Raw genomic sequence first — 25073 nt, 5'->3', positions numbered from 1 at the left:
AGAAGTCTGTGAGTAAGCCGAGTGCTCACACCGGCCTCACAGCGGACGCTCGGACTCCCGCCCGTGAAATTCGGGGGTTGCCAGACGTCGGCACCCAGGCCCCTGGCTGAGACCGGTCGGCACATTCGCGGTACGGCGACACGCGATCGGTACCCGGTCGCGTCGCAGCCGCGATCGGACCGCCGGGATAGTGTGTCCTCGGCATCACCGTTACCGCAATGATACCTACGTTCGGCCATAAGTGCAGGTCCCAGGTTTTTCGCCGGACAATTCGCCCATCACGAACCGATCGCCGTCACCCGTGCCCGGTGGCGCGCGGATTGCGACGGTGGACGGTGGGGCGTGACGGTCCGACGGTTCGGGCGTCACGGCCGGATGTCGCGAAGAGGACGCACCGGCGCCGGTGTGGTGGCGGAAGTGCGATGACCGATATACATCGGAAACACGTTGCGGCACAATGCAAGGCACAGGCAATCGAACGGGTCCCGGCGGGCCGTGGAGGGGGTGTGCGGTGAACGGCGGTACGGAGGCGGGGGAGGGCAGGCGGCCGGTGGCGCCGATCGGCCCGGAGGATGCCGCCGACGGCTGGGAAATCGCCGGTTCGCCCGAATCACCCTGTCTGGCAAAAGATTACGGCGAACACCTGGCACGGGTGACGGCGACGGCCGGCACCACCTGCGCGTGGCGCGTCGCCCGCCCGGACGGGACCATGCTGCGCGAGTCCTCCGCGCGCGACGTCGGCGAGGCCAAGGCACTCGCCGACGCCTGGGTCGAGAAGCACCGCGCCGCCGACTGAATCGATCCGCTCTGGGCGCGAACCTGCCTCGGCCCCTTGTGAATCGGCGTCGCGCGCCGAGGTGTGCACGGGTGGGTGCGGGGGTGAGGCGGGATGCCGCGCGCGGTGTGGTCCGCCAGGCTCACGCCGCGCGGGACGGGTGTGCGCGGGACGCGCGGGATGAGTGCGCAGGGTGGGTGCGGGGCACGCACCTCCCGGCTGCTACCTTGTCGACAATGATTTCCAGTCTCAACAACTGGGATCAGGACCACTGCCCGCCACGGCGAGGTGGGATGCGGCGCCGCGGCGTGGACGTGAGGGGTCCCCGCCGCGCTGCCGGATCCCGGAACGGCCGCGCGCTATCCGCGCGGTGCGCGCATAGTAGAGGAGAAGGACGGGTATCCGTCCTCGATACCGGCCGTCGGAGCGCAGGTGAGCGCCCGGCCGAGGCCGCGCCGACTCCCGTTGCCGAGGCGGTGCCGGAACCCACCGCGGCGTAAGCGGAGACTCACTACGGTATTGCCATTCTCCAAATCCGGAAGTATCGTTATCAGTGTAAGGATTGCAAGAGTATGCCTGTGTGTCGTGCAGGCGTGTCGGTGATCCGGACGACCGCGAGTGGGAGCTGCAATTGCTGGATCTGCCTGACGGCACCCGCATTCCGTTGATCGATGCGAGTGTGCACATCTTCTTCCGATCGAACCGGGACTTCCGGAGCTTCCTGCGGGAGCCCTACAAGTCCCGGGGCATCCCGGACGTGGAGATGGACTGGTACGGCGCGCCGGGTGGCGAGTACGCGCCGGGCACCGAGGGCCCGAACGGTGAATACCCGGGCTCGGAGCCGGAAGTAGTGGGTGAACACCTGTTCGTGGAGCGTGGTGTGGATGTGGCGGTGCTGCATCCGATGACCCGCGGCATCCTGCCCGACCGGCATCTCACCTCCGCGATCCTCGCGGCGCACAACGAGATGATGGTGTCGCGCTGGCTGGAGTCCGGCCGCTACGCCGATCGCTTCCGGGGCACAATCCGGGTCTGCCCGGACGACATCTCCGGTGCGGTCCGCGAGATCCGCCGCTGGCAGGGCAATCCGCAGATCGTGCAGGTCGGGATTCCGATGCAGTCGCGTGAGTTGTACGGCAAGCCGCAGTTCTGGCCGCTGTGGGAGGCCGCCGAGGAGGCGGGCCTGCCGGTGGCGGTGCACATCGAAACCGGTAGCGGCGTGGAGAATCCGCCGACCCCGTCCGGCCATCCGCGCACCTACGAGCAGTACGCGGGTTTCATGGCGCTGAACTACGTCTATCACCTGATGAACATGATCGCGGAGGGCGTCTTCGAGCGCTTCCCGCGGCTGCGGTGGGTGTGGGCCGACGGCGCGGCGGACATGCTGACGCCGTTCATGTGGCGCATGGACACCTTCGGCCGGCCGCATCTGGAGCAGACGCCGTGGGCGCCGCAGATGCCCAGCGCCTATCTGCCCGAGCACGTCTACTTCGTGCAGGGCGGCCTGGACGGGCCGGGCGACGTCGACTTCGCCGGGGACTGGTTCGGTTTCACCGGCAAGGAGAACATGGTCATGTTCGGGTCGAGCTACCCGCACTGGCAGCTCGACGATGTGACGCGGGTGCCGGCGGCGCTGTCCGGCGTGCAACGCGAGAAGTTGTTGTGGCGCAACGCCGCCGGGCTCTACGGCATCGACGTCGACACCATCACCACCGCGGGCGCGCGGTGAACGGACACGTTTTCCGGCAGCACGGGCCGAAAGACAGTGGGAGGCAATCATGACGCAGGCAATTACCCGGTCCCGGGTGCCGAGCACCGATCTGGTGCCGATCCGGGTGGTGGACTCGGACATCCACCCGGTGCCGCAACCCGGGATGGTCGCGGAGTACATCCCCGAGCCCTACCGGAGCAAGATCCTGTCGCACAAGGTCGGTAGCACGATCTATTACGACGCACCGGATTTCAACCACGCCTTCGCGATGCGGGTCGACTCCTTCACCGAGGAGGGCGGATTCCCGGGCAGCGACCCGGATCTGGCCTTCCAGCAGGCGATCATCGAGGGCGGCTCCGACATCGGCATCCTGGAGCCCGGTTTCAAGGCCGAACGGCTGCCGGAGTGGTCGCAGGCGATCTCCGCCGCGCACAACACCTGGCTGGCCAATCACTGGCTCGACAGCCACAACAACTGGCACCAGCGCTGGCGGGGCTCGATCTGCGCTGCGACCGAGGACATCCCGGGCGCGATCCGCGAGATCGACAAGTGGGCCGGGCACCCGTACATGTCGCAGATCCTGATCAAGGCCGAGCCGCGCCCGGCCTGGGGTGACCCGCAGTACGACCCGATCTGGGCCGCCGCGGTGAAGCACGAGATGCCGGTGGCCTGCCACCTGTCCCGTGGCTTCTACGAGACGCTGCCGATCCCGCCGGTCGGAATCCCCAGCTACAACCACGATTTCATGGTCAGCTACTCGCTGCTGGCGAACAACCAGGTGATGAGCCTGATCTTCGACGGCACCTTCGACCGCTTCCCGGAGCTGCGAATCGTGCTGGTGGAGCACGCCTTCACCTGGATCCTGCCGCTGATGTGGCGGATGGACGCGATCTACGAGGCCCGCAAGTCCTGGATGGACATCAAGCGCAAGCCGTCGGAGTACGTCAAGGAGCACATCAAGTTCACCACCCAGCCGCTGGACTACCCGGACGACAAGACCGAGTTGACCCGCGCGTTCGAGTGGATGGACTGCGAGAAGATCCTGCTGTTCTCCTCGGACTACCCGCACTGGACCTACGACGATCCGCGCTGGCTGGTGAAGCATCTGCCGCAGCACGCGCGCGAGGCGATCATGTTCCGCAACGGGATCGACACCTACCATCTGCCCGAGTCGGTCCCGGCGCTGCCGGAACAGACCAAGGTCTGGTGACCGGTTTGGCCGAGGAATCAGTGCGCGACAAGGCAGCGCAGCCTCGCCTCGCGCAGGGCCGGGAGCACGTGGTGGCCAAGGTGGACGACATTCCGCCCGGCACGCACAAACTCGTGCCGATCGGCCGGCACGGCGTCGGTGTCTACAACGTCAACGGCACCTTCTACGCCATCGCCAACTACTGCCCGCACGAGGGTGGTCCGCTGTGCTCCGGCCGCGCCCGCGGCCGGACGGTGGTGGACGAGACCGCCCCCGGCGACGCCGTCGAGGTGCGGGACCAGGAATACATCTACTGCCCGTGGCACCAGTGGGGTTTCGAACTGGCCACCGGCACCACCGCGGTGAAACCGGAGTGGAGCATCCGCACCTATCCGGTCCGGGTCGTCGACGACGAGGTCCTGGTCACCGCCTGATCGGCGGGCGCGCGGCAGCGACCGCGCGCCGGCCCCGCGCAAGCGAGTGGAAACACCGTGCCCGGGTGCTCCGGGCACGGTGTTTTTTCGTTGGTGCGACAGCCGAGGGATCTGCGCGAAATCGGGGGTGGCGCAGACCCCGCGAATGTAGGATTCTCGGAATACGAGAATGAAGTTTTCATGTCTCGAAATTGATCTTCCAACTCATCGAGGAGACGGGATGCCAGCGACAACGGGCGTCACGAAGCGGCTGCTCATCGACGGCCAGCTGGTCGACGCGCAGCAGTCGTACCCATCGATCAACCCGGCTACCGGCGAGATCTACGGCTACGCCCCGGACGCCGGGCTCGCCGAAGCGGAGGCGGCGATCGCCGCCGCGCGCAAGGCGTTCGACACCACCGACTGGGCCACGAACGTCGAGCTGCGCGCTCGCTGCCTCGATCAGCTGCACCGCGCCCTGTCCGACAACGTGGAGGCGCTGCGTGACCTGACGGTCGGCGACGTGGGTGCCACCCGGATGTCCACCTCCGGCCCGCAGCTGGAGACGCCGATCGAGATCGTGCGCTACTACGCCGATCTGCTGCCCGGCTACTCGTTCAGCGAGGATCGCGGCACGGTCGACGTGCGCGGCACCAACCATCTGCGCTGGGTGGAGAAGGAAGCCGCCGGTGTGGTCGCGGCGATCATCGCCTACAACTACCCGACCCAGCTGGCGCTGGCGAAACTGGCCCCCGCGCTGGCCGCCGGCTGCACCGTGGTGCTGAAGGCCGCCCCGGACACCCCGCTGATCACCCTCGGCATCGCCGAGCTGATCGCCGAGCACACCGACATCCCGGCGGGCGTGGTGAACGTGCTGTCCTCGACCAGCGTCGAGGTCGGCGAGCTGATGACCACGCATCCGGATGTCGACATGGTCACCTTCACCGGGTCCACCCCGGTCGGCAAGAAGATCATGGCCGCCGCCAGCGGCACCCTGAAGCGGGTCTTCCTGGAGCTCGGCGGCAAGTCCGCCGCGGTGGTCCTCGAGGACGCCGATTTCGACATGGTCGCGATGATCGCGGCCTTCGCCGGATGCAGCCACGCCGGTCAGGGCTGTGCCATCACCACCCGCATCCTGGTGCCGAGCAGCAAGCACGACGAGATCGTGGACAAGATCGCGGCGATGCTGGGCAACGTCAGCGTCGGCGATCCCGAGGATCCCACCAAGTACATGGGCCCGCTGGTCAGCGCGCGGCAGCGGGACAAGGTCGCGGGCATGGTGGATCGCGCGGTCGCGGCCGGCGCCAAGCTGGTGTGCGGCGGTGAGAAGGTCGATCCCGGCTTCTTCTACACCCCGACCCTGCTGACCAACGTCGATCCCGACTCCGAGATCGCGCAGGAGGAGGTGTTCGGCCCCGTGCTGGTGGTCCTCACCTTCGAGGACGACGACGACGCGGTCCGTATCGCCAACAACTCCGCCTACGGCCTGTCCGGCGCGGTGTTCGGCAACGAGGAGCGCGCGCTCGCGATCGCCCGCAAGATCCGCACCGGCACCCTCAGCGTCAACGGCGGCATGTACTTCGCCCCGGACGTGCCGTTCGGCGGCTACAAGCAGTCCGGCCTGGGCCGGGAGATGGGCCCGGAGGGCCTGGAGGAATTCCTCCAGGTCAAGACGCTCGCGAAGCCCGTTGCCTGAGAGCGGAATTCGTGAGTAGGGAGGGTGCCCGGACGCGTTGACGCGCGGGCACGGACTTCCACCGAAACGATGCGGCCCGATCTGCCAGATCGGGCCGCATCGTTCGTTTCCGTACCGAATTCGGCGCGACCGCAGCACTGTTCGCGCCGGCGACGATGCCCTTCGCCGCTACGCCGGGTCGTTCGCGCCGGTCTCGGTGCTGTTCGCCACCGTGGCAGCATCGTTGGTGCCCGGGGAAGGGCTGTTCACCGCTGCGGCAGTGGGTTCCGGGTCGGTGGCGCCGAGGGTCCCGTCGGCGACGGCCCGGCGCAGCCGGAACCGCTGCACCTTGCCGCTGGGGGTACGGGGGAAGTCGTCCACGACGTGTACCTCCTCCGGCCACTTCTGTTTGGCCAGGCCGACTTCCGCCAGATGGGCGCGCAGATCGTCGAGCGTCGGCGTCGCCGCGCCGACGCGCAGCCGCAGCACCGCGGCCGCGTGCTCACCCAGCCGGGCATCCGGTGCCGCCACCACGGCGGCCTCGGCGACGCCGGACATGCCGAGCAGCGCCTCCTCCACCTCCAGCGCGCCGATGTTCTCGCCACCCCGGATGATCAGATCGGATTTGCGGTCGGTGATGGTGAGGTAGCCGTCGGCGTCGAACACGCCGATATCGCCGGTGTGGTACCAGCCGTCGTCGTCGAAGGCGCGCGCGGTGAGAGCGTCGTCGGTGTAGCCGAGGCACAGTTCCGGTCCGCGCGTGATGATTTCGCCGTCCTCGGCCAGCCGCACCTCCACCCCCGGCAGCGCCGCGCCGTCGGTCGCCAGCCGCTTGGCCACCGCCGCGGTGTAGTGCGAGCCGGTCACCGAGGGATGTTCGGTGCTGCCGTACGAGCGGAACACCGTGATGCCCAGCTCGGTGAGCCGGGTGGTGACCGCCGACGGCACCGGCGCCCCGCCGAAGCCGAGATACCTGATGTACGAGAGATGTTCGTCCCGGAAGTCGGCATGGTCGAGCAGGCTGGTGATGTAGTACGGCACCCCGCCCTTGATCGCGACGCCGTGGCTGCTCATCAGCGCCAGCACCCGCTGCGGATTCCAGACGTCCATGAGATGGACCGGAGTGCCGTCCAGTACCGGCAACAGCAACCCGCCCAGCATGCCGATGAAATGCCCGACGGGCGCGGCGGTCAGCGCGGGCCCCGAATAGGGCGGATTGTGCGCGCCGAGCTGGCGGATCTCGAAGCCGAGGGTGCGATGGCTGTGCACCACGCCCTTCGGATCGCGGGTGGTTCCGGAGGTGAAGGCGATCAGCGCCGGTGTGTCCGGGTCGGCGGCGGCGATCCCGGTCATCGGCTCGGCGGCCAGCAGCTCGTCGAAGTCGCGGCCGACCACGCCGACCACCGGCACCTGCGCCGACACCTCGGGCCGGTAGCGCAGCGGCCCGAAGCTCTCGGCGGTGAGGAAGACCCGAGCCCGCACGGTACGCAGGATGAACTCGACCTCCTTGCACCCGTAGATGTGCACGATGGGAACCACCACCGCCCCCAGCAGCGCCGCCGCCCAGAACCCGACCGCCGCCTCCGCCCAGTTGGGCAGCTGCAACGCGATCACGTCACCGGGCTGCACGCCCCGTTCGCGCAGCCCGGCGGCCAGCCGCCGGGCCAGCTGCTCGATCTCGCCGAAGGTCCCCGACCACGGCCGCACCTCGGAGTGCACGTGGAATTCGGTGTCCGGGGCGGCGGCCAGGCCGCGGCCGAGCAGGTCACCGAGCGTGTCGTCGGTCCACCAGCCCGCTGCCACATACCGTTCGGCCAGGTCCGCGGGGATCTTTCGCATGGGAGCTCCGTTGCCCGAAGGGAACCGCCGACGGCCCGACACCGCCACGGTCGGCTGACGGCGGGGGGAGCGCAGGCACTCCGCCTGCCGGTCATGATACCCGCCGGTGTCCTCGGATGTGAATGTTTACTTACAAATGGTTCCCGGCACTTGTCGGTGGAAGTCATTGCGGAACAACATGTTCCGGCCCGCCCGGATTCCGGCCGTGGGTGGCGGGTGCGTGATGAACCCGCCACCGGGTCGATGTGAACGAAAGTTCAGGCCGAGTCGCGTAACTCCGCAGGTGGTGCGCCGAGGCCCGCGGCGGCCAGTTCCTGTTCGATCGCCTGGACGGCGAACCACTGGCCGGTCGCGCGCAATTGGTCGAGGCGGCGCTGTACCGCCTCGACACCGTATGCCGCGGCGACGTCTGCTATACCGATGCGGTCACCGGGTGCCCGCCCGCCGTGGCGGGTGCCGGTGATGGCGTGTGCCACCGTGCTCCTCTCAGAGACATGTCTCAGAGACATTCCCGGGCAATTTCCCCGCTCGCAGTATAACGCCGTTGCACGTGCATCGGCACGTGCAGGCCGATCCGCTGCCGGAGCAGAACTGTTGTGGCACACTCGAACCCGCGACCCGGTGGGTCGGCAGGAGGGTTGATGATCGAAAGCAGCGTCGTCGAGGGCAGTAGCGGGGACCACGGTGGTGAGCCGGGGGTCGATCCGAGACTGCTGCGCGTGATTCTCGGTGCTCGATTGCGACGGTTACGAGAAGCCGCGGGGATCAGCGGCGACGTGGCCGGTAACGCGATCCGGGCCTCGCATTCCAAGATCAGCCGGATGGAGGCGGGCCGGGTCGGTTTCCGCAACCGCGATGTGGAGGATCTGCTCACCGTCTACGGTGTCAGCGATCCGCAGCGGCGTGGCGACTACCTGGATCTGGCCCGGCGGGCCAATGCGGCCGGGCACTGGCAGGCCGAGATGGGCTCGCCCACCCAGCGCTGGGACACCTACTTCACGCTCGAGGACGCGGCCGCGCTGATCCGCAGCTACGCCCCGGGCGTGCTGCCGCCGCTGTTGCAGACCGCGGCCTACGCGCAGGCGGTGCTGGCAGTGGCCCAGCAGGGGTCCACGCTGGAGCTGCAACGGCGGGTCGAGGTGCTCATCCGGCGGCAGCGGCTGCTCACCCGCGCCGACGCGCCACGACTGTGGGTGGTGATCGAGGAGGCCGCGCTGCGCCGCCCGCTCGGCGGCACCGCGGTGTGGCGGGCGCAGTTGGAGTATCTGGCCCGGGCGGCGTTGCGGCCCAACGTCACCGTGCAGGTCGTGCCCGACCATCGCGGCGGGCCCGCGATCAGCGCCGTACCGTTCACCATGCTGCGGTTCGGGGCCGCGGATCTCGGTGACCTGGTCCATCTGCACCACGCCACCGGCACCCAGTTCCTGGACCGCAGAAGCGATCTCGACGCCTACCGGGAGATCTGGGATCGGCTCTCGGTGGTGGCGGGCGCGCCCGAGCAGACCATCGACCGGATAGCCGCGATCCTCGGCTGACCGGACACGAAACACCAAGGGGGGAAACAGATGTCCGACCGTGTCGCCGGAACCGAACTGCCGACCGAGATCGATGTCAGCGTGCCGCACGAGGCCCGCGTCTACGACTACTGGCTCGGCGGCCGGGACAACTATCCGGCGGACCGCGCGCTCGGCGACACCATCGCCACGCACGTCCCGACCATCAAGACGATGGCCCGGGCCAACCGGGCCTTCCTCGGGCGGGCGGTGCGGTACCTCGTCGCCGAGGCGGGCATCACCCGGTTCCTCGACATCGGCACCGGCATCCCGACCGCGGGCAACACCCATGAGGTCGCGCAGGCGCTCGACCCGGCCGCGCGGGTGGTGTACGTCGACAAGGACCCGATCGTGCTCGCGCACGCCCGCGCGCTGATGTCCGGCGCCCCGAGCGGCCGCACCGACTTCCTCTACGCCGACCTGCACGATCCGCGGTCCATCCTGGACCACCCGGCCCTCGCCGCGACTCTGGGCGGCACCGAGCCGATCGCGATCATGCTGGTGGCGATCATGATGTACTTCCGCGACACCCACCGTCCGGGCGAGATCATCGCCACCCTGCTGGACGCGGCCCCGCCCGGCAGCCACCTGGTGATCACCCACCCCACCGCGGACTTCGACGCCAAGGCGATGGCCGGCGTGGCCGCCGCCGCCGAATCCTCGGGCATCCCCTTCGTACCCCGCAGCCGGGCGGAGACGACCGCCCTGTTCACCGGCACCACCCTGGTCGAGCCCGGTGTGGTGCCGGTGGTCGCCTGGCGCCCGGAGGCCCCCGCCGGCCCGACCGCCACCCTCGCCGAGGACAGCGCCTGGTACTGGGCGGGCGTCGGCCGTAAGGACTGAACCGGGCTCGGTGTGGGCCGCCACCACGGACGCGTGGACGATGGTCGAATGACCAGTTCGACCTGCGACACCTCCGACCTTCCCGGCGGGGTCGGCGCTACGGGTGATGTCGGGATCCTGAACGATCCGAGGGCCTCCGGCGCCGGGCGGGCGCCCGGAACTCCCGAACGCCACGGTGACCTGGACGGTCCGGCCCACGGCTGCACCGGCCCTGGCGCGCCCGGTGCCCGTGGTGACGGCCTGCGCCCGGTCGAATCGGGCGCCGGCGGCGGCGCAGGCGGGGACGGCCGCCGGGTTTCGGATACCCCCGCCGCTCCGGGTGGTCACCCGGGCTCCGACGGCCCCGTCGCTCACACTGATCCGGACGATGAGATCAGCCCGGACTGTGCGGACTACCCGGCCGATCCGTACGCTGCCGACGATCCGGGATCGCTGACTCGCGCACGGGTACTGCTGTTCGCCGTCACCGCCGGTACGGCGGTGGCCGGTCTGTACTACCTGCAACCGCTGCTGCACCGGGTCGCGAGCGATCTGCGGTTGTCGACAGCCACCGCGGCATTGCTGATCAGCGCCGCGCAGGTCGGTTACCTGTGCGGGCTGGCATTGCTGGTGCCGCTCGGCGACTTCCTGGAGCGGCGGCGACTGGTCCCCGTGCTACTCATGGGTTCGGCTGTGGCGCTGGGGATTTCGGCGGCGGCGCCGAATTTCGCGGTATTGCTGGTGAGCATGCTGATCACCGGTGTGACGGCCTCGGCCGCGCAGATCGTGGTGCCGTGGTCGTCGGCGCTGGCGCCACCGCACCGCCGCGGGCAGATCGTCGGCACCGTGATGAGCGGGCTGCTGCTGGGCATCCTGCTGTCGCGGGTGGTGTCCGGCGCCGTCGCGCAGGTGGCCGGGTGGCGGGTCATGCTGCTGGCCGGCGGGATCGCCGAACTGGTCGCGGCCGCGAGCCTGTATCTGCTGGTCCCGGCTACCGGCCGGGCGGCGGCGGGGGAGCGCTATCCGGAGGTGCTGGCCTCGATCCCGGCGCTGATCCGCACCCACGCCGTGCTGCGGCACCGGATGGCGCTGGGGTTCCTGTCCATGGCCTGCTTCTCGGGGGTCTGGAGTTCGATCGCGTTCCTGCTGGCCGGGGTGCACGGCAGCGGGTACCACTACGACGAGTTCGCGATCGGGCTGTTCGGCCTGGCCGGGGTCGCGGGGGCGCTCGGGGCGCCGGTGGTCGGCCGGTTCGCCGATCGCGGCCGGTTACCGGCGGTGACCACCGCGGTCTGGGTGGTGCTGCTGCTGAGCTGGGGGCTGCTGGCCTGGGGCGGGCACTCCGTCGTCGCCCTGATCGCGGCGCTGCTGGTGTTCGACTTCGGCGTGCAGGGGGTACAGCTGTCCAATCAGACCGCCGTCTACGCCCTCGACCCGGCCGCGCGCAGCCGGCTCACCACCGCGTACATGGTGACCTACTTCCTCGGCGGCGTGCTCGGCTCGGTCACCGCGGGCCTGGCCTACCAGTCCGGCGGCTGGCCCCTGGTGTGCGAAATCGGTACTGCCGCCACGGCTCTGGGCCTGGCACTGTGGGGGCTGTTCGCGTGGCGGACGAAACGGGCGAAGCTCGCGCCGTATGCTGGGCCCAATGAGTGAGCCGATGGTCGCGCTGGTCGAGGTCGGCGCGGATCTGGACGCGGTGACCTGTGTCGGGCCCGAGGACGATCCGGCCGCGGCCGGGGTCGATCCCGCCGCGGTCGAGGCGGTGTGGGATTCGGTGTGCGACTGGTACCGGCTGGGCACCACGCCCGCGATCCAGATCTGCCTGCGCCGCGACGGCCGGCTGGTGCTGAACCGGGCGATCGGGCACGGCTGGGGCAACGCGCCCGCCGACGGTCCGGACGCGGTCCGGGTACCGGTCACCACGGAGATGCCGTTCTGCGGATTCTCCACCGCGAAGGGTGTGGCGGCGACGCTGATCGTGATGCTGATCGAGCAGGGCGCGTTCAGCTGGGACGACCGGGTGTGCCGGTACGTTCCGGAGTTCGCGGCACACGGCAAACAGGACATCACGATCGGCGACGTACTGGCGCATGCGGCGGGCGTGCCGTTCGTGACCGGTCCGTATCGCGGTTCGCAGCTGGTGGTGGACGAGGAACTCGCCCTGCGGGCGCTGACCGAGCTGCGGCCGGCCTGGCCGCGGCGGCGCTTCCGGGTGTACCACGCGATGACCGGCGGACTGATCCTGCGCCTGCTGGTGCAGCGGGCCACCGGCCGGCGGATGCGCGAGCATCTCGCCGAGCAGGTGCTGCGTCCGCTCGGCTTCCGCTGGACCAACTTCGGGGTGGACGCCGCGGACGTCGATCGGGTGATCCCCAGCGTGCCGATCGGCCCGGGACCGTCGCGGACCTACAAGTTCCTGGCCCGCAAGGCGCTCGGCGGTGGCATGGGCCGGGTGTCGAACACCGCGTCGGCGGCGTTCCTGACCGCGGAACTGCCTTCGGGCAATCTGGTCACCACCGCTTTCGAATTGTCGCGTTTCTACGAAATACTCGCGCGCGGCGGCGAATTGGACGGCGTGCGGATCGTCCGGCCGGACACCCTGCGGGCCGCCGTGGCGCCGGCGCCGTGGTTGCCGGGAGTTGCCGGGCGGGTGAGCCGGGCGGGGTTCGAGCTGGGCGGCGCGCGGCGTTCGAAGTTCGGGCGCGACACCGGTTCCCACTTCGGCCGCAGCGGCCTCACCACCCAGTACGGCTGGGCCGATCCGGCCCGCGGATTGTCCGGCGCGATTCTGACCAGTGGGAAGGCGACGCTGGACGGCGCCCGGCCCTGGCAATTGTGTGCGCAGATCGCCGATGTGTTCGCTGTGCGTGAACCGATCGGCGGGGCCTTTCGCTGGTGATCGTCGAATCCGGTGTACGCCTGAGAATTCGATCGGAACTTGCTGGAATTCATTGTGGCGCGGAGGTTGCTTTCGATATGCTCGGCCGCGGTCGTCGCTGTGTATGAGATGAGTCTGCACGCGGGGTTGCAGGCTCGGGCTGGAGGGCTCGAAGGGCCGGGAGGACATGAAAGGCTCTGCCCGGCAGCATCTTCCGATGTTCGTGGCGGATCGGGGTAGTAGACCGCCGCGAATCGGCCATGATGTTGCGCTCCTGTGCGGCCGTGCGATATCGATATCGGGTTTCGGATACCACCGGGGGTGACGCTGTCGCGTCGCTGGTGTTAGGGAAAGAGGGACATGAACATTCGCGCATGGATCGGCGCGCCGATCGTGGCCGTGGCCGTGGCCGTGGGCGCAGTGGGGGCTGGAATCGCCACTGCCGCACCGGATCCGGCCACCGAACCGGCCACGGTCGTACCGACCGTGGCCGGCACGCCGGTACCGGGCCCGGACGCACCGGGGTCGATCCGCTATTCGGTGAAGATGGTGGACCACACCGTGCTCACGACGCTGACCGGCGCCACCTTCCGGCTGGCGCCGGACGGATCCGCCTACGACATCGCCGACGGTAGCGGCACCACCGTGATGACGCTGCCGACCGCGGTGGCCGTCGCGGGCACCGCGATCCCGGTCGCGGCGGAGGTCCGTGAGGGTGGCACGGTGCTGGCCCTGACGCCGCAGGCCACCGCGCCGGCGGGCACCAAGGTCGACTCGGTCGAGGTGCACGCCGCACCCATCGCCTCCCCGCGGGAGAATCAGTTGGCCGAGCAGGCGTTCGCCACCCAGTTCGGCCTGGCTACGGCGGTCGGCGGCTTCCTCGGCACCGCGGCAGGCGTCGTGGTCGGCGCCATCGCGGGCTGTGCTCTGGGGCTGTCGTTCTTCGGGGTCGGCTGCATCCCGGCCGCCATCACCGGCGCCGGGATCGGCGGCATCATCGGCACCCTGGTCGTCGGTGGCCCGGCGCTGATCGCGGCCGGTATGGATCTGATCAACACGCTGCAGGCGCCGGCGAACACCACCCAGTGGGCGGACAACACCCCCCACTAGGAGCCGCTCGCAGTATCCCGGGCCCGGGGGTATTCCGGACCGGTTCCCGCATATTCCCCCGATTCTTTTTCCCGGGCCCGGTCCCCGATTCCGGCCGGGGTGATCCCCCGATTTCGGCCGCAACTGCACCGCATCCATATCAGCGGTTTTCGGTCGGCCGGAAATTTGTTTGCGTCACCGATCAGTTCAACGGATCATTACCGTCCGAACTGGTGTGTGGTTGCCGCGTGGCGGCGAGTGCCGCCCGGCATCGGTGCCGGGCCCGGCGCCGAGCCACATGCGACCTGCTCACCGATTCCCCCGGAGGTTCCATGCCCGCCGCTCCGTCCGCCCCCACCGGCAGTAGACGCACGCCCACCGTCATCCGCTTGCTGGTGCTGGCGACCTTCGTGGTGATCCTGAACGAGACCATCATGGTCAACGCGATACCGCGCCTGATGGTCGATCTGCACGTCACCGAGCGGTCGGCGCAGTGGGTGTCCACCGCGTTCATGCTCACCATGGCCGCGATCATCCCGGTGACCGGCTGGTTCCTGCAGCGGGTCACCACCCGCCGGGCCTACGCGATCGCGATGTGCGTCTTCCTCGCCGGTACCGCGCTGGCCGCCGTGTCCCCGTCGTTCCCGGTGCTGCTGGCCGGCCGCATCGTGCAGGCCGGTGGCACCGCGGTCATGATGCCGCTGCTGATGACCACGCTGATGACCGTGGTGGGCGAGCACGATCGCGGACGGGTGATGGGCAACGTCACCCTGGCCATCTCGGTGGCGCCCGCGATGGGCCCGGTCATCTCCGGGCTGGTGCTGCAAATCGCCTCGTGGCGCTGGCTTTTCGTGCTGGTGCTGCCGATCGCCGGTGCGGTCATGGTGTTCGGCCTGCGCCGCCTGGAGAACGTGGACGAGCCGCAGCCCGGCGATATCGACTGGTCCAGTGTGGTTTTCGCGACGCTGGGCTTCGGCGGTCTGGTGTACGGGCTGAGCCGCTTCGGCTCCGGCAGCGTCGTCGAGCCGATCGTGATCGTCGCCGTCGGACTGCTGGCGATCGCCGCCTTCGTGCTGCGCCAGCTGCATCTCCAGCGCACCGGGACGCCGCTGCTGGACCTGCGAATCCTGTTGTCCGCCACGTACTCCAAGTCGCTGGTGCTGATGTCGGTGGCGTTCATGGCGATGCTCGGCTCGATGATCCTGCTGCCGCTGTACCTTCAGAACCTGCGTCACCTCAGCCCCTTGCAGACCGGATTGCTGGTGATGCCGGGCGGATTGGCCATGGGTGTGCTCGGCCCGACCATCGGCCGGATCTATGACCGCTTCGGCGGCCGGCTGCTGGTGATCCCGGGCACCATCGGCATCACCGCCGCGCTGGCCGGTTTCACGCAGATCTCGCTACACACGCCCTACTGGCAGATCCTGGGCCTGCACATTCTGCTCATGCTGGCGCTGGCCGCCGCCTTCACGCCGGTGTTCACCCTGGGCCTGGGCGCGCTGCCGCAGCACCTGTACTCGCACGGGAGTTCGATGCTGGGCACCCTCCAGCAGGTGGCCGCCGCCTTCGGCACCGCCCTGGTGGTCACCATCATGTCGGCGCGCGCCACCTCCCTGGTCGCCCACGGCACCGACCAGCCCACCGCCGACCTGAACGGGATGCGGCTGGCCTTCGCCGTCTCCGCCGCCCTCTCGGTGCTGGTGATCGTGATGGCGGTACTGCTGCCGAACCGTTCGACCGCCCCGGCGGAACCCGGCACCGACGCCGTCCCGGCGGAACCGGGACCGTCCACCGCGTCGGCGGATGCGGAGTCGTCGGCCATCCTGACGGATGCGGAGTCGTCGGCCATCCTGACGGATGCGGAGGTGTCCGAGACCCTGACCGAGGCGGAGTTGTCCGCGGCGTTGGCGGAGCAGGAGGTTTCGACCCTGGCGGACTGATCCGTCACAGACCGACTGCGGCGGGCCTGCGCCTCACCGCATCCGGGGTCGACGGCCGCCCGGAGGTGAATCCGGACCCGCGCATCGGCGGGTCCGGATTGCGATCAGCTTGCGGTCGCGAGTTCGACCAGCAGTTCCGGTTCGGTGGCGGCGATCACCTGTTCGACGGTGACCTCCGGCGCCAGTTCGCGCAGCACCAGCGTGCCGTCGCGCACGTCCACCACCGCGAGATCGGTGATGATGCGCTGCACCACGGCCCGCCCGGTCAGCGGCAGCGAGCACGTGTCGACCAGCTTCGGCCGGCCGTCGCGGTCGGTGTGCTCCATGACCACGATGACCCGCCGGGCGCCGTGCACCAGATCCATGGCGCCGCCCATGCCCTTGACCATCTTGCCGGGCACCATCCAGTTGGCGAGGTCACCGTGGCGGGAGACCTGCATCCCGCCCAGCACGGCGGTGTCGATGTGCCCGCCGCGGATCATGCCGAACGACAACGCCGAATCGAAGAAGGTCGCACCGGGATTGACGGTGACGGTCTCCTTGCCCGCGTTGATCAGATCCGGATCGACCGCGTCCGGATGCGGGTACGGGCCGGTGCCCAGGATCCCGTTCTCCGAGTGCAGCACCACCCGCACGCCCGCGGGCAGATGGTTGGGGATCAGCGTCGGCAGCCCGATGCCCAGGTTGACGTACTCGCCGTCGACCATCTCGGCGGCCGCGCGGGCCGCCATTTCCTCACGTGACCAGCTCACAGCGCCACCGTCCGCTTCTCGATTCGCTTCTCCTGGGCCCCGACGTGCACCACACGCTGCACGAACACACCGGGCAGGTGCACCTGTGCCGGGTCGAGTTCGCCCGGCTGCACCAAGGTCTCGACCTCCGCGACGGTGATCCGGCCGGCCATCGCGGCCAGCGGGTTGAAGTTCATCGCGGTCTTGTTGAAGACCAGATTGCCCTCGGTGTCGCCGATCTCGGCGTGCACCAGGGCGAAGTCGGCGACGATCGCCTCCTCCAGCACGTAGCTGCGGCCGCCGAATTCACGGGTCTCCTTGGCCGGTGACGCCACCGCGATCGAGCCGTCGGAGGCATACCGCCACGGCAGCCCGCCCTCGGCGACCGGGGTGCCGACGCCGGCCGGGGTGTAGAAGGCCGGGATGCCGGCGCCGCCAGCGCGCATCCGCTCGGCCAGCGTGCCCTGCGGGGTCAGCTCCACCTCCAGTTCGCCCGCCAGATATTGCCGCGCGAACTCCTTGTTCTCACCCACGTACGACGCGGTGACCCGGCGAATTCGCCCGGCCGACAACAGGATTCCCAGACCCCAGTCGTCCACGCCGCAGTTGTTGGAGAACACTTCCAGCCCGGTGGTGCCCTGCGCGGCGAGCGCGGCGATCAGCCCGGACGGGATACCACACAGCCCGAATCCACCCACCGCCAGTGACGACCCGTTCGCGATGTCGGCCACGGCCGACCTCGCGTCGGCGACCAGCTTCGTCGACATATACCTACCCGTTCACTCAGTGACCACTTCCGTCCCCCTGAAGAGAGTGAAGACCGTCCAAGTGCCCTGATCAACCCCTGCACGGCCGGTCCGGCCCGATCGTTCGCCCAGTGGCCGATCGCCGCCGAAGCGTTCATCTGCTGAACGTATACTCGGGCGGTGCCGGACGACTCGAAACCGCAGCTGGTGGCGCGGGCCGCCGCCGTGCTCCGGGCGATCGCCACCCTGGAGCCCGAGGGTGGTTCCACCGCGGGTATCGCGCGCGCGGCCGGGCTGGCCCGGCCCACCGCCCACCGGCTGCTGTCCGCGCTGGCCGAACAGGGCCTGGTCGATCGCGACAAGCGTTCGGCCCGTTGGACTCTGGGCCCGGAGCTGTACCTGCTGGGCACGCTGGCCGCCGCGCGCTACGACATCACCGATCAGGCCGGCGGCGTCCTGCGCCGGTTGGCCCGCGACACCGGCGAGAGCGCGTTCCTCTCCACCCGCCGCGGCGACGAAACCGTCTGTCTCGCAGCCGAAGAGGGCACCTTCCCGCTGCGCTCGCACGTCCTGCACATCGGCATCCGGTTCCCGCTCGGCGTCGCCTCCGCCGGCCTGGCCATCCTGGCGCATCTGCCCGACCGGGAGGTCGACGACTATCTGGCCCGCTCCGACCTCACCGGCGCCTGGGGCCCGGCCCACGGCACCGCCGCCCTGCGCTCCCGGCTGGCCGAGGTGCGCCGCGACGGCTACGCCACCAACCCCGGCTTGATCGTGGAGGGCAGCTGGGGCATGGCCGCCGCTGTTTTCGACCGTCGCGACGAACCGGCCTGGGCACTCAGCCTCACCGGCGTCGAAACCCGTTTCGGCGTCCTCCGCCGGCGGCAACTGGGCGAGTTGCTGTTGCAGAGCGCACACGATCTCGGACAGTCGCTGCGCTGACCCCCGATTCGCCGGATCGCTGCGGTAGGTTGACGGCTGATCCAGGGAGGAGACAGCCGTGACGACGGTGGTGGGTTCCGAGGGCTCCGGAGGTACCGGGCGTCGATTCGATCCGGGCGACCGCTGGGTCCCGGTCGACCGGCGGTGGCTCGGCCTGGATCGTGCGACGATCCTGCCGGCCCTCGTCGTGCTCGGCCTGGCGATCCTGATGGGGTCGATCCTGCCGTCGATCGACACGGCCGTGCCCTATCGAGACACCGTCGCCGCCGGCGACGTCATGCAGCTCGACGGCGGGATCACCTTCACCCCGGCGCCCGGCTGGGGCATCACCGACGGGGTGCGCGCCGGCGCGAACCCGGTGACGAAGGTATATCCGCCGACCGCGAAACTGGTCGACGGCCCGATCCGATTCGGCCTCTACACCGCACCTTTCGCCGGGACTCCGCTCGACCTGCTGCGGCAGATCGAACGTACCGACACCCTGCTGGACGGCGCTTCCGCGATCACCGGCGACCCGGCGGTGATCGTCAACCAGGACGGCGCCAAGGGGCTGCTGGCCCGTTTCACCCGCGGTGGGTCGGACGGCGTGATCGCCGCCTACGTACTCGACGGCCGCGGCGTCCAGGCCGTCGCGCTCGGCCCCACCGGCCTCACCCCCGAGCAGACCCGGAACATCGCCGACATGATCGTCAGCATCGGCCGTACCAGGGAGGCGCTGTGACCGCCCCGACGCTCGAGCACCTCGAGGCCGACCGCCGCGCCACCATCGCCGATTCCGGCTGGGGCCGCTCCTTCACCCTGTGGCAGCCGCGCAACCTGGCCTTCTGGGTCTATCTGGCCCTGGTGGCCGGCGGCGTCTGGGCCTGGGTGTCGATGATCAGCGGTCAGTACGCCGCCTACGGTCACGCGATCGTGATCGCGGTCGAATTGTTCGCGATCTACGGCGCGATCTTCTGGTGGTTCACGCACAGCATCGACCGCTACGCGCGGCAACCCGTCGGCGCGCTCGTCGCGGCCTTCCTGTGGGGCGGGTTCGGCGCCACCTGGCAGCTCGCCGCGACCGCCAACACCGCCCTGCTCACGTTGTACGCCAAGGCATTCGGGCAGGCGTGGGCACTGGACTGGGGCGCCGGGCTGGCCGCCCCGTTCACCGAGGAGATCGCCAAGGGCGCGGGCCTGCTGCTGCTCATCGCGCTGGGCCCGCGACTGGTCCGCACCGCCTTCGACGGGTTCATCCTCGGGGCGTTCATCGGTCTCGGATTCCAGATCCTGGAGGACATCGCCTACGCGGTGAACTCCGCGGCATCGCAGTTCGGCGCCAACCAGATCGGCGCGGAGCTGCCGACGATCTGGTTGCGCGTGATCTTCGGCGTCGCTGCCCACACCCTCTACAGCGCGGTGTTCGGCGCCGGGCTGATCTACCTGATCGGCCGTCCCGCCGAACCCCGTCGCCCCCTGCGCGGCTTGGCCCTGATCGCCTCCGCGATGCTGTTGCACGGCGTCTGGGACGATCTGTCCGCGCTGGTCCACGGCCGGGTCGGCCTGCTGTTCGTGGCCTGGATCGTCGTGCCCGCCGCCGCATTGTTGCTGGCGGCCCGGGTATTCGGCGCCACCGTCCGCCGCGAACGCGAATTCCTCCGCCGCATCCTGGCGCCCGAGGTGGCGACCGGCGTCGTGACACCGCAGGAACTGTCGGCCATGTGCGGAGACCGCGGCGAACGCAAGGCCTTCCGCAAGTCCCTGCCGGACCGCAGGATTCGCAGGCTGGCCGGCCACGTGCTCGACGCCGCCGCCGACCTCGCCGACGCACTCGCGACCGCGCACGGAGCATCCACGCCCGCAGTAGAATTCGCGCGCGGTGAGGTCGGCCGGATTCGCACCGGCCGACCCCCGCGCTCCCGGGACGACGACCCTGCCGGATAGTCCGGGCCGGGACCTGCCGGAAGGGGCTCAGTTGCCCCAGCGCGCGGTCAGCGCGCCTTGCTCCAGCCGGGTCGGGGTGCCGGTGGCGCGTTCGCGCGTCAGCTCACCGGCGAGGGTGTAGGGTGCCGCCTTCGACGGATCGCCTTGCGCCTGGCCGACGATCTCGTCCACCAGTGCGGTGGTCAGCTCCAGTCGCGGGTAGGCGGCGTGGATCGCGGCCGCCTGCGCGTCGGTGATCGCCGTCGAGCCGCGGCCGAAGTCGACGCCGACCCCCGAACGGGTCAGGTCGGCCAGCGGTCCCCGCCGTTCGGCGATGCCGGGCGAGGTGTGCAGCGCGATGGCCTCCCAGATCAGCGCGCGTTCGGCCGCGGGCACCCCGAGCGGTGCGAGGATCGCCTCGGCGGCATCGGCGCCGTCCACCTCGAACCGCTGCCGGCCGTTACCTCGGACGGTCAGCCCGATGTCGTGCAGGACGCACGCCGCGAACAGCGTCCGCTCCGCGACCACCCACCCACGGTGGCGGGCCAGCAGCCGCGCGAACAGATAACTGCGGATGCTGTGATTGGCGACCGGCGCCGACTCCTCGGTGCGAACGATCTCCAGAACGGGCCCGACGATCGGATCCTCGGGCAACAGCACTGCCTCAACGGTCATCAGCCGATCGTGGCGGACCGTCCGCCCGCCTGCCAGTGGCCTGACGGACGATATTCGACAGGATCAGGCCGCGCCGCCGGAGCCGCGCCGCCGGAGCCGCGCCGCCGGAGCCGCGCCGCCGGAGCCGCGCGGCCGGTCCGGGGCGCTGACCCGCCCCGGACCGGTGAGCGCAGTCAGTTGCCGAGCATCGTGTGCATCCGATCGATCTCGCCCTGCTGTGCCGCGACGATCGACCGGGCCAGCGCCTCGGCGTCACCGTTGACGCCGTGCGCCAGTTCGTCGTTCGCCATCGTGATCGCTCCCGTGTGGTGGTCGATCATCGACAGCAACCAGGCCCGGTCGAAATCCGGGCCGGACAGCGACTCCAGGCGCGACATGTCGGTGCCGGACATCATGCCCGGCACCGACGGGGTCGACATGCCGGGCATATCCGGCATAGCGGTCATATCAGGCATGGCGTGGTCCGCGGTAGTCGGCGCGGGCTTGCCGAAACCCCGCAGCAGCGCGCTCATTCGCTCCATCTCCGGAGCCTGCGCGTCGTGGATGGCGGTGGCCAGCGCCTGCACCTCCGGATTCCGCGACCGTGACGGCACCAGCTGTGCCATCGCGACGGCCTGCGCGTGATGCGGATACATCGACTGGAGGAACGAGACGTCGGCATCATCGAAATCGGTGCGGGTCGCAGCGCTCGCCGAAGCGGTGCTCGCCACCGAGTGCGACGAGGGCTGCGCCGAGTGCGACGACGTCGAATCGCCACAGCCCGCCGCCAGCAGGGCAGCGCCGGATACAGCGAGCGCGAACCCGATCCGGGTCCGGGTACGGGTGATCGTCATGGGATCTCTCCTGGTGAATTGTGCGAACGGAAGACCGGCAGCGGTGAACTCACCGCCACGAACGGTGGCGGTGAGCGCTGCCCGTCAGATCCGCAGAATCGACAATTCGGCCAACGAGGGCACCGTCCAAGGCGGAGGCCGCTCTCGATGACTACGTAAGAGCCCGGCCCGCAACCGAATCAGCGGGTCGGACTCGGCCTCCACCCGCGCCACCGGCACCGGCCCGATACCCGGCACCGCGCGGGACAGAATGAACCGGCACGCATGCATGGCCCCATGCCCGGCGCCGACCCCATCGCCCGCCGCACGCACCGCGACCCGATCCGGCCCGATCACCATCGCCCGCCCGGCACCCATCGGATATCCGGCCGTCATGGCGTGCCCGGCGGCTGCCGCAGGGCCGGTCGCCGTCGTATGCCCGGTCGCTGCGGCCTGTCCAGCCGTCATGGCGTGCTCGGTTGTCGCGGGGTGCCCGGCGGCTGCCGTAGGGCCGGTCGCCGTCAGGTGACCGGCCGTCACAGCATGCTCGTCCATCATTTCGGACATTTCTGAGCCGATTCGGTACACACCGGCGTGCATGGTCGCGATACCGAAGATGAGCAGTAGTAGTCCGAGCGTCCGGACCGGCCGGGACGCCCGCGACCGCCGCCGCTGATCGATCACGCCGCCATCCTACGGGGAGTCCGGCGCCGTCCCCGGCGCCGGACGCACCGCACGATCCGCCGAAGGAACTCGATGACGAGCACCCCCGTCCGCTACTACCGCGATCAGCCGGACTGGCGGGCGCTGCAACGGCACCTGCCCGCCCGTCTGCGTCTGGACGCCGACACCGCACCCGACGAGGAGTTCTGGAGCTGGCGCGGCAACGAGGTGCATCTGGACCGCTATCCGGCGCCCGCGGCCGCGGTGAAGATCGTGCTGCACCACGGCGTCGGCACCAACGGTCGTCAGCTGTCGCTGGTCCTGGGCGCCCCGCTGGCCCGTCGCGGCTTCGAGACCGTCGCCCTGGACAACCTCGGTTACGGCCTGACCCGGACGCGGCCGGGCCTGACCCCCGGCTACGGCGACTGGGTCGATCTGGTCGTCGACTATCTGGCCCACGAACGCGCCCGTGACGACCGGCCGATCGTCCTGTTCGGTCTGAGCGCCGGGGGCATGCTGGCCTATCACGTGGCGGCGGCGGCCCCGGCCGGCGCCGTGGCGGGTATCGCGGGGATGACCTTCCTCGATCAGCGGGTGCAGCGGGTCCGCGACGAAACCGCTCACGATCTGCTCAATGCCCGCCTGGGCGCGCCCCTGCTGCGCCTGCTGTCGCACACTCCCGCCGGTCGGGTGCGCTATCCGATGACGCTGGCCGCGAAGATGAGCGCCCTGGTGAACGATCCGGTGGCCCTGCGCCTGATGACCGCCGACCGTACCTCCGGCGGCAATCACGTCCCGATCAGTTTCCTGAGCAGCTACCTCGAGTACGTCCCGGCGGTGGAGCCGGAGCGTTTCGACGCCTGTCCGGTCCTGCTCACCCAGCCGGCGCGGGACCGCTGGTCGCCGCACGCGTTGTCGGAGGGGTTCCTGTCCCGGATCACCCGCGTCCCCGTGCGTCAGGTGCTGCTGGAGAACGCCGGGCACTACCCGATCGAGGATCCGGGGTTACGGCAATTGGAGGCGGCCGTCGCCGAATTCGCCACCGCCTGTGTTCGGTGAGCGGCGGGGTACCGATTTCCGGGGCTGTGCCGGATCACCGAGTTTCGGCGTCGTCGGGCGATCCGCCGTGGTTGCGGGCGGGCTTTTCGGGCACGGCGAGGAACACCGGGCGCAGCACGGCCGCGATCGGTGCGCCGGGGGCACTGCCGACGGCCTCCTCCTCGTGGCTGAACAGCTTGGAACGGGCCGGTTGACTGTCACTCATGATTGTTCTCTCGATCGTTGTCGACTGTGGGCACGCTCGGACGGCCACACGGCATCCGGCGGATTAATCGGTGGCTTCGCGACACCTGCGCCGGGTGGACACCAAGGTACCCCTCCAGGGTGACCGCGCCGGGGATTGCCGTGATCGGCGCGGGTGGCTATCGGGACCTGCTCTCTCGTAAACGGTGCAGGGCGGTACGCAATCCGTGCCGCCCCTCGGGGTCGGCGCCCGTGGCCTCACGCGGCCGGAACCGCCATTCCGAGGCCGTTTCGGGGGCGTCGTCGGAGGTGGCCCGCAGGAAGCGATCCGGCACGGCCAATTTGTGCAGCGTCCGCATCGCCAGCAGGTACTGCCGGGGTAGCGAACCGCTGGTGTAGGGCAGATCGTACTTCTCGCACAACGCTCGCACCCGCACGGCGATGTCGGCGTAGCGGTTGCTGGGCAGGTCCGGGAACAGGTGGTGCTCGATCTGGTAGCACAGGTTGCCGCTGAGGAAGGCCAGCACCGGCCCGGCATCGAAGTTGGCGCTGCCCAGCAGCTGCCGCAGGTACCACTCGTGCTCGGTTTCCTGCTCGACCACGCGGGCGGTGAACTTCTCGGCGCCGTCGGGGAAATGACCGCAGAAGATCACCATGTGGGCCCAGACGTTGCGCAGCGCGTTGGCGCTGAGATTGGCCGTCAGGGTCCGCCGCCAGCGCCGCCCGCTCACGGCCGGCAGCAGTACGTAGTCCTTGCCGATCTGCCGGGCGACCTTGCCGAGGAACGCCCGGGTGTGCGCGCTGCGGGCCGCGCGGCCGTCGCTGCGGGCGTAGCCGGACCACAGCGCGTGCAGCGCGATCCCCCATTCGAAGGTGAGCGCGAGCACCAGATTCTGCAACGGTTGCAGGGCCATGTACGGCCGCCAGCGCTGGTCCCGGGTCACCCGCATCAGACCGAAGCCGATGTCGTCGTCCATGTCCAGCACGTTCGTGTACACGTGGTGGCGATAGTTGTGCGCGTAGCGCCACTGCGAGGACAGCGCCGCCATGTCCCACTCCCAAGTGCTGGAATGGATTTCGGGATCGTTCATCCAATCCCACTGGCCGTGGCCGACATTGTGGCCGATCTCCATGTTCTCGACGCTCTTCGCCACCGCCAGCGCGGCCACCCCCGCGGCCCAGCCCACCCGGCCGCCGCTGAGCGCGATCACCAGCCGGGCCGTCACGTCGAGGGCCCGCTGGAAGGCGATGGTGTGGCGAATGTAGGCCGCATCCCGCGCACCCCGCCGATCCTCGAAGTCGCGCCGGATCGCATCGAGTTCGCGGCCGAGCGCGGCGATGTCGTCGTCACTGAGATGTGCGTAGGCCGCGACCTCGCCGATAGCCATGCGTTCCTTCCCTGGACCGTTCGGGAGCGGGTGATACGGACCGGCCCGGCTGCTGGGGCGACGGTTGCCCGCAGTCAGCCTACCT

The 25073-nt window shown here is 69.8% G+C and carries 24 protein-coding genes; 15 read left to right on the top strand and 9 right to left on the bottom strand.

Annotated elements, in window-relative coordinates; translation table 11 throughout:
• Positions 1 to 511 precede the first annotated feature (511 nt).
• The 5 genes from LBW94_RS12835 (at position 512) to LBW94_RS12815 (ending at position 5784) form a co-directional block, all read left to right on the top strand.
• Positions 512 to 796, top strand: coding sequence for a hypothetical protein (locus LBW94_RS12835; protein WP_225054310.1), 285 nt, complete (start codon positions 512 to 514; stop codon positions 794 to 796).
• A 610-nt stretch (positions 797 to 1406) separates the two neighbouring features.
• Entirely contained in the window at positions 1407 to 2504 is a 1098-nt protein-coding gene (locus LBW94_RS12830; protein WP_225054460.1) for an amidohydrolase family protein, read from the top strand.
• Between the two features lie 49 nt (positions 2505 to 2553).
• The gene (locus tag LBW94_RS12825; protein ID WP_225054312.1) at positions 2554 to 3696 is read left to right on the top strand and encodes an amidohydrolase family protein; all 1143 of its coding nucleotides are present in this window, start codon (positions 2554 to 2556) and stop codon (positions 3694 to 3696) included.
• Positions 3697 to 3701: 5 nt separating this feature from the next.
• The gene (locus tag LBW94_RS12820) at positions 3702 to 4109 is read left to right on the top strand and encodes a Rieske (2Fe-2S) protein (RefSeq protein WP_255633732.1); all 408 of its coding nucleotides are present in this window, start codon (positions 3702 to 3704) and stop codon (positions 4107 to 4109) included.
• A gap of 220 nt (positions 4110 to 4329) precedes the next feature.
• On the top strand, positions 4330 to 5784 hold the full coding sequence (locus LBW94_RS12815) for an aldehyde dehydrogenase family protein (RefSeq protein ID WP_225054314.1): 1455 nt from the start codon (positions 4330 to 4332) through the stop codon (positions 5782 to 5784).
• A gap of 168 nt (positions 5785 to 5952) precedes the next feature.
• Here the strand turns inward: LBW94_RS12815 and LBW94_RS12810 are convergent, their stop codons facing one another.
• Both LBW94_RS12810 and LBW94_RS12805 read right to left on the bottom strand, forming a co-directional pair.
• The gene (locus LBW94_RS12810) at positions 5953 to 7602 is read right to left on the bottom strand and encodes an AMP-binding protein (protein WP_225054316.1); all 1650 of its coding nucleotides are present in this window, start codon (positions 7600 to 7602) and stop codon (positions 5953 to 5955) included.
• 257 nt (positions 7603 to 7859) lie between these two features.
• Positions 7860 to 8078 (bottom strand): hypothetical protein, encoded by a 219-nt coding sequence (locus LBW94_RS12805; protein WP_225054318.1) that lies wholly within the window; start codon positions 8076 to 8078, stop codon positions 7860 to 7862.
• Positions 8079 to 8243: 165 nt separating this feature from the next.
• Between LBW94_RS12805 and LBW94_RS12800 the strand changes: the two genes are divergently transcribed.
• The 6 genes from LBW94_RS12800 (at position 8244) to LBW94_RS12775 (ending at position 15887) form a co-directional block, all read left to right on the top strand.
• Entirely contained in the window at positions 8244 to 9137 is an 894-nt protein-coding gene (locus LBW94_RS12800) for a helix-turn-helix domain-containing protein (protein ID WP_225054319.1), read from the top strand.
• A gap of 30 nt (positions 9138 to 9167) precedes the next feature.
• Positions 9168 to 9998, top strand: coding sequence for an SAM-dependent methyltransferase (locus tag LBW94_RS12795; protein ID WP_225054321.1), 831 nt, complete (start codon positions 9168 to 9170; stop codon positions 9996 to 9998).
• Between the two features lie 48 nt (positions 9999 to 10046).
• Complete coding sequence (locus LBW94_RS12790; protein ID WP_225054323.1) at positions 10047 to 11633, top strand: MFS transporter; 1587 nt, start codon at positions 10047 to 10049, stop codon at positions 11631 to 11633.
• On the top strand, positions 11626 to 12879 hold the full coding sequence (locus LBW94_RS12785) for a beta-lactamase family protein (RefSeq protein ID WP_225054325.1): 1254 nt from the start codon (positions 11626 to 11628) through the stop codon (positions 12877 to 12879). The genes LBW94_RS12790 and LBW94_RS12785 overlap by 8 nt, the downstream gene beginning before the upstream one ends.
• A gap of 339 nt (positions 12880 to 13218) precedes the next feature.
• Positions 13219 to 13968: a hypothetical protein gene (locus tag LBW94_RS12780; protein WP_225054326.1), complete on the top strand. Its 750-nt coding sequence runs from the start codon at positions 13219 to 13221 to the stop codon at positions 13966 to 13968.
• 311 nt (positions 13969 to 14279) lie between these two features.
• Positions 14280 to 15887 carry an MDR family MFS transporter gene (locus tag LBW94_RS12775; protein ID WP_225054328.1) on the top strand — a complete coding sequence of 536 codons (1608 nt, stop codon included), beginning with the start codon at positions 14280 to 14282 and terminating at the stop codon, positions 15885 to 15887.
• A gap of 104 nt (positions 15888 to 15991) precedes the next feature.
• Here the strand turns inward: LBW94_RS12775 and LBW94_RS12770 are convergent, their stop codons facing one another.
• Positions 15992 to 16639, bottom strand: a complete 648-nt coding sequence (locus LBW94_RS12770) for a 3-oxoacid CoA-transferase subunit B (RefSeq protein ID WP_266270763.1) — start codon at positions 16637 to 16639, stop codon at positions 15992 to 15994.
• Entirely contained in the window at positions 16636 to 17385 is a 750-nt protein-coding gene (locus LBW94_RS12765; protein WP_225054330.1) for a CoA transferase subunit A, read from the bottom strand. Before LBW94_RS12765 ends, LBW94_RS12770 begins: the two co-directional genes overlap by 4 nt.
• 159 nt (positions 17386 to 17544) lie before the next feature.
• Here LBW94_RS12765 and LBW94_RS12760 point away from each other — a divergent pair, with 159 nt between their 5' ends.
• From LBW94_RS12760 to LBW94_RS12750, 3 genes are read left to right on the top strand one after another with little or no spacing between them, the layout of a single operon-like run.
• Positions 17545 to 18306, top strand: coding sequence for an IclR family transcriptional regulator (locus tag LBW94_RS12760; RefSeq protein WP_225054332.1), 762 nt, complete (start codon positions 17545 to 17547; stop codon positions 18304 to 18306).
• Positions 18307 to 18364: 58 nt separating this feature from the next.
• Positions 18365 to 19027: a hypothetical protein gene (locus tag LBW94_RS12755; RefSeq protein WP_225054334.1), complete on the top strand. Its 663-nt coding sequence runs from the start codon at positions 18365 to 18367 to the stop codon at positions 19025 to 19027.
• The gene (locus LBW94_RS12750) at positions 19024 to 20229 is read left to right on the top strand and encodes a PrsW family intramembrane metalloprotease (RefSeq protein WP_225054336.1); all 1206 of its coding nucleotides are present in this window, start codon (positions 19024 to 19026) and stop codon (positions 20227 to 20229) included. Before LBW94_RS12755 ends, LBW94_RS12750 begins: the two co-directional genes overlap by 4 nt.
• Positions 20230 to 20256: 27 nt before the next feature.
• On the opposite strand, the gene LBW94_RS12745 is transcribed toward LBW94_RS12750, so the two are convergent.
• From LBW94_RS12745 to LBW94_RS12735, 3 genes are all read right to left on the bottom strand, one after another.
• Positions 20257 to 20883, bottom strand: coding sequence for an HD domain-containing protein (locus LBW94_RS12745; RefSeq protein ID WP_225054338.1), 627 nt, complete (start codon positions 20881 to 20883; stop codon positions 20257 to 20259).
• A 173-nt stretch (positions 20884 to 21056) separates the two neighbouring features.
• A complete protein-coding gene (locus LBW94_RS12740; RefSeq protein ID WP_225054340.1) occupies positions 21057 to 21716 on the bottom strand; it encodes a DUF305 domain-containing protein in 660 nt (219 codons plus the stop codon).
• 84 nt (positions 21717 to 21800) lie between these two features.
• On the bottom strand, positions 21801 to 22379 hold the full coding sequence (locus LBW94_RS12735; protein ID WP_225054342.1) for a hypothetical protein: 579 nt from the start codon (positions 22377 to 22379) through the stop codon (positions 21801 to 21803).
• 72 nt (positions 22380 to 22451) lie between these two features.
• On the opposite strand from LBW94_RS12735, the gene LBW94_RS12730 reads away from it, so the two are divergent.
• The gene (locus LBW94_RS12730) at positions 22452 to 23417 is read left to right on the top strand and encodes an alpha/beta hydrolase (RefSeq protein ID WP_225054343.1); all 966 of its coding nucleotides are present in this window, start codon (positions 22452 to 22454) and stop codon (positions 23415 to 23417) included.
• Positions 23418 to 23451: 34 nt separating this feature from the next.
• On the opposite strand, the gene LBW94_RS12725 is transcribed toward LBW94_RS12730, so the two are convergent.
• Together LBW94_RS12725 and LBW94_RS12720 are read right to left on the bottom strand one after the other, a co-directional pair.
• On the bottom strand, positions 23452 to 23622 hold the full coding sequence (locus tag LBW94_RS12725) for a hypothetical protein (protein WP_225054345.1): 171 nt from the start codon (positions 23620 to 23622) through the stop codon (positions 23452 to 23454).
• A gap of 157 nt (positions 23623 to 23779) precedes the next feature.
• Positions 23780 to 24988, bottom strand: coding sequence for a fatty acid desaturase family protein (locus LBW94_RS12720; RefSeq protein ID WP_225054346.1), 1209 nt, complete (start codon positions 24986 to 24988; stop codon positions 23780 to 23782).
• Positions 24989 to 25073: the final 85 nt, after the last annotated feature.

It is taken from the genome of Nocardia sp. alder85J, from assembly GCF_020176955.2.
Classification (GTDB): domain Bacteria; phylum Actinomycetota; class Actinomycetes; order Mycobacteriales; family Mycobacteriaceae; genus Nocardia.
Note: the sequence above shows the minus strand (reverse complement) of the source record. Positions and strands in the feature narration are given on the sequence as shown.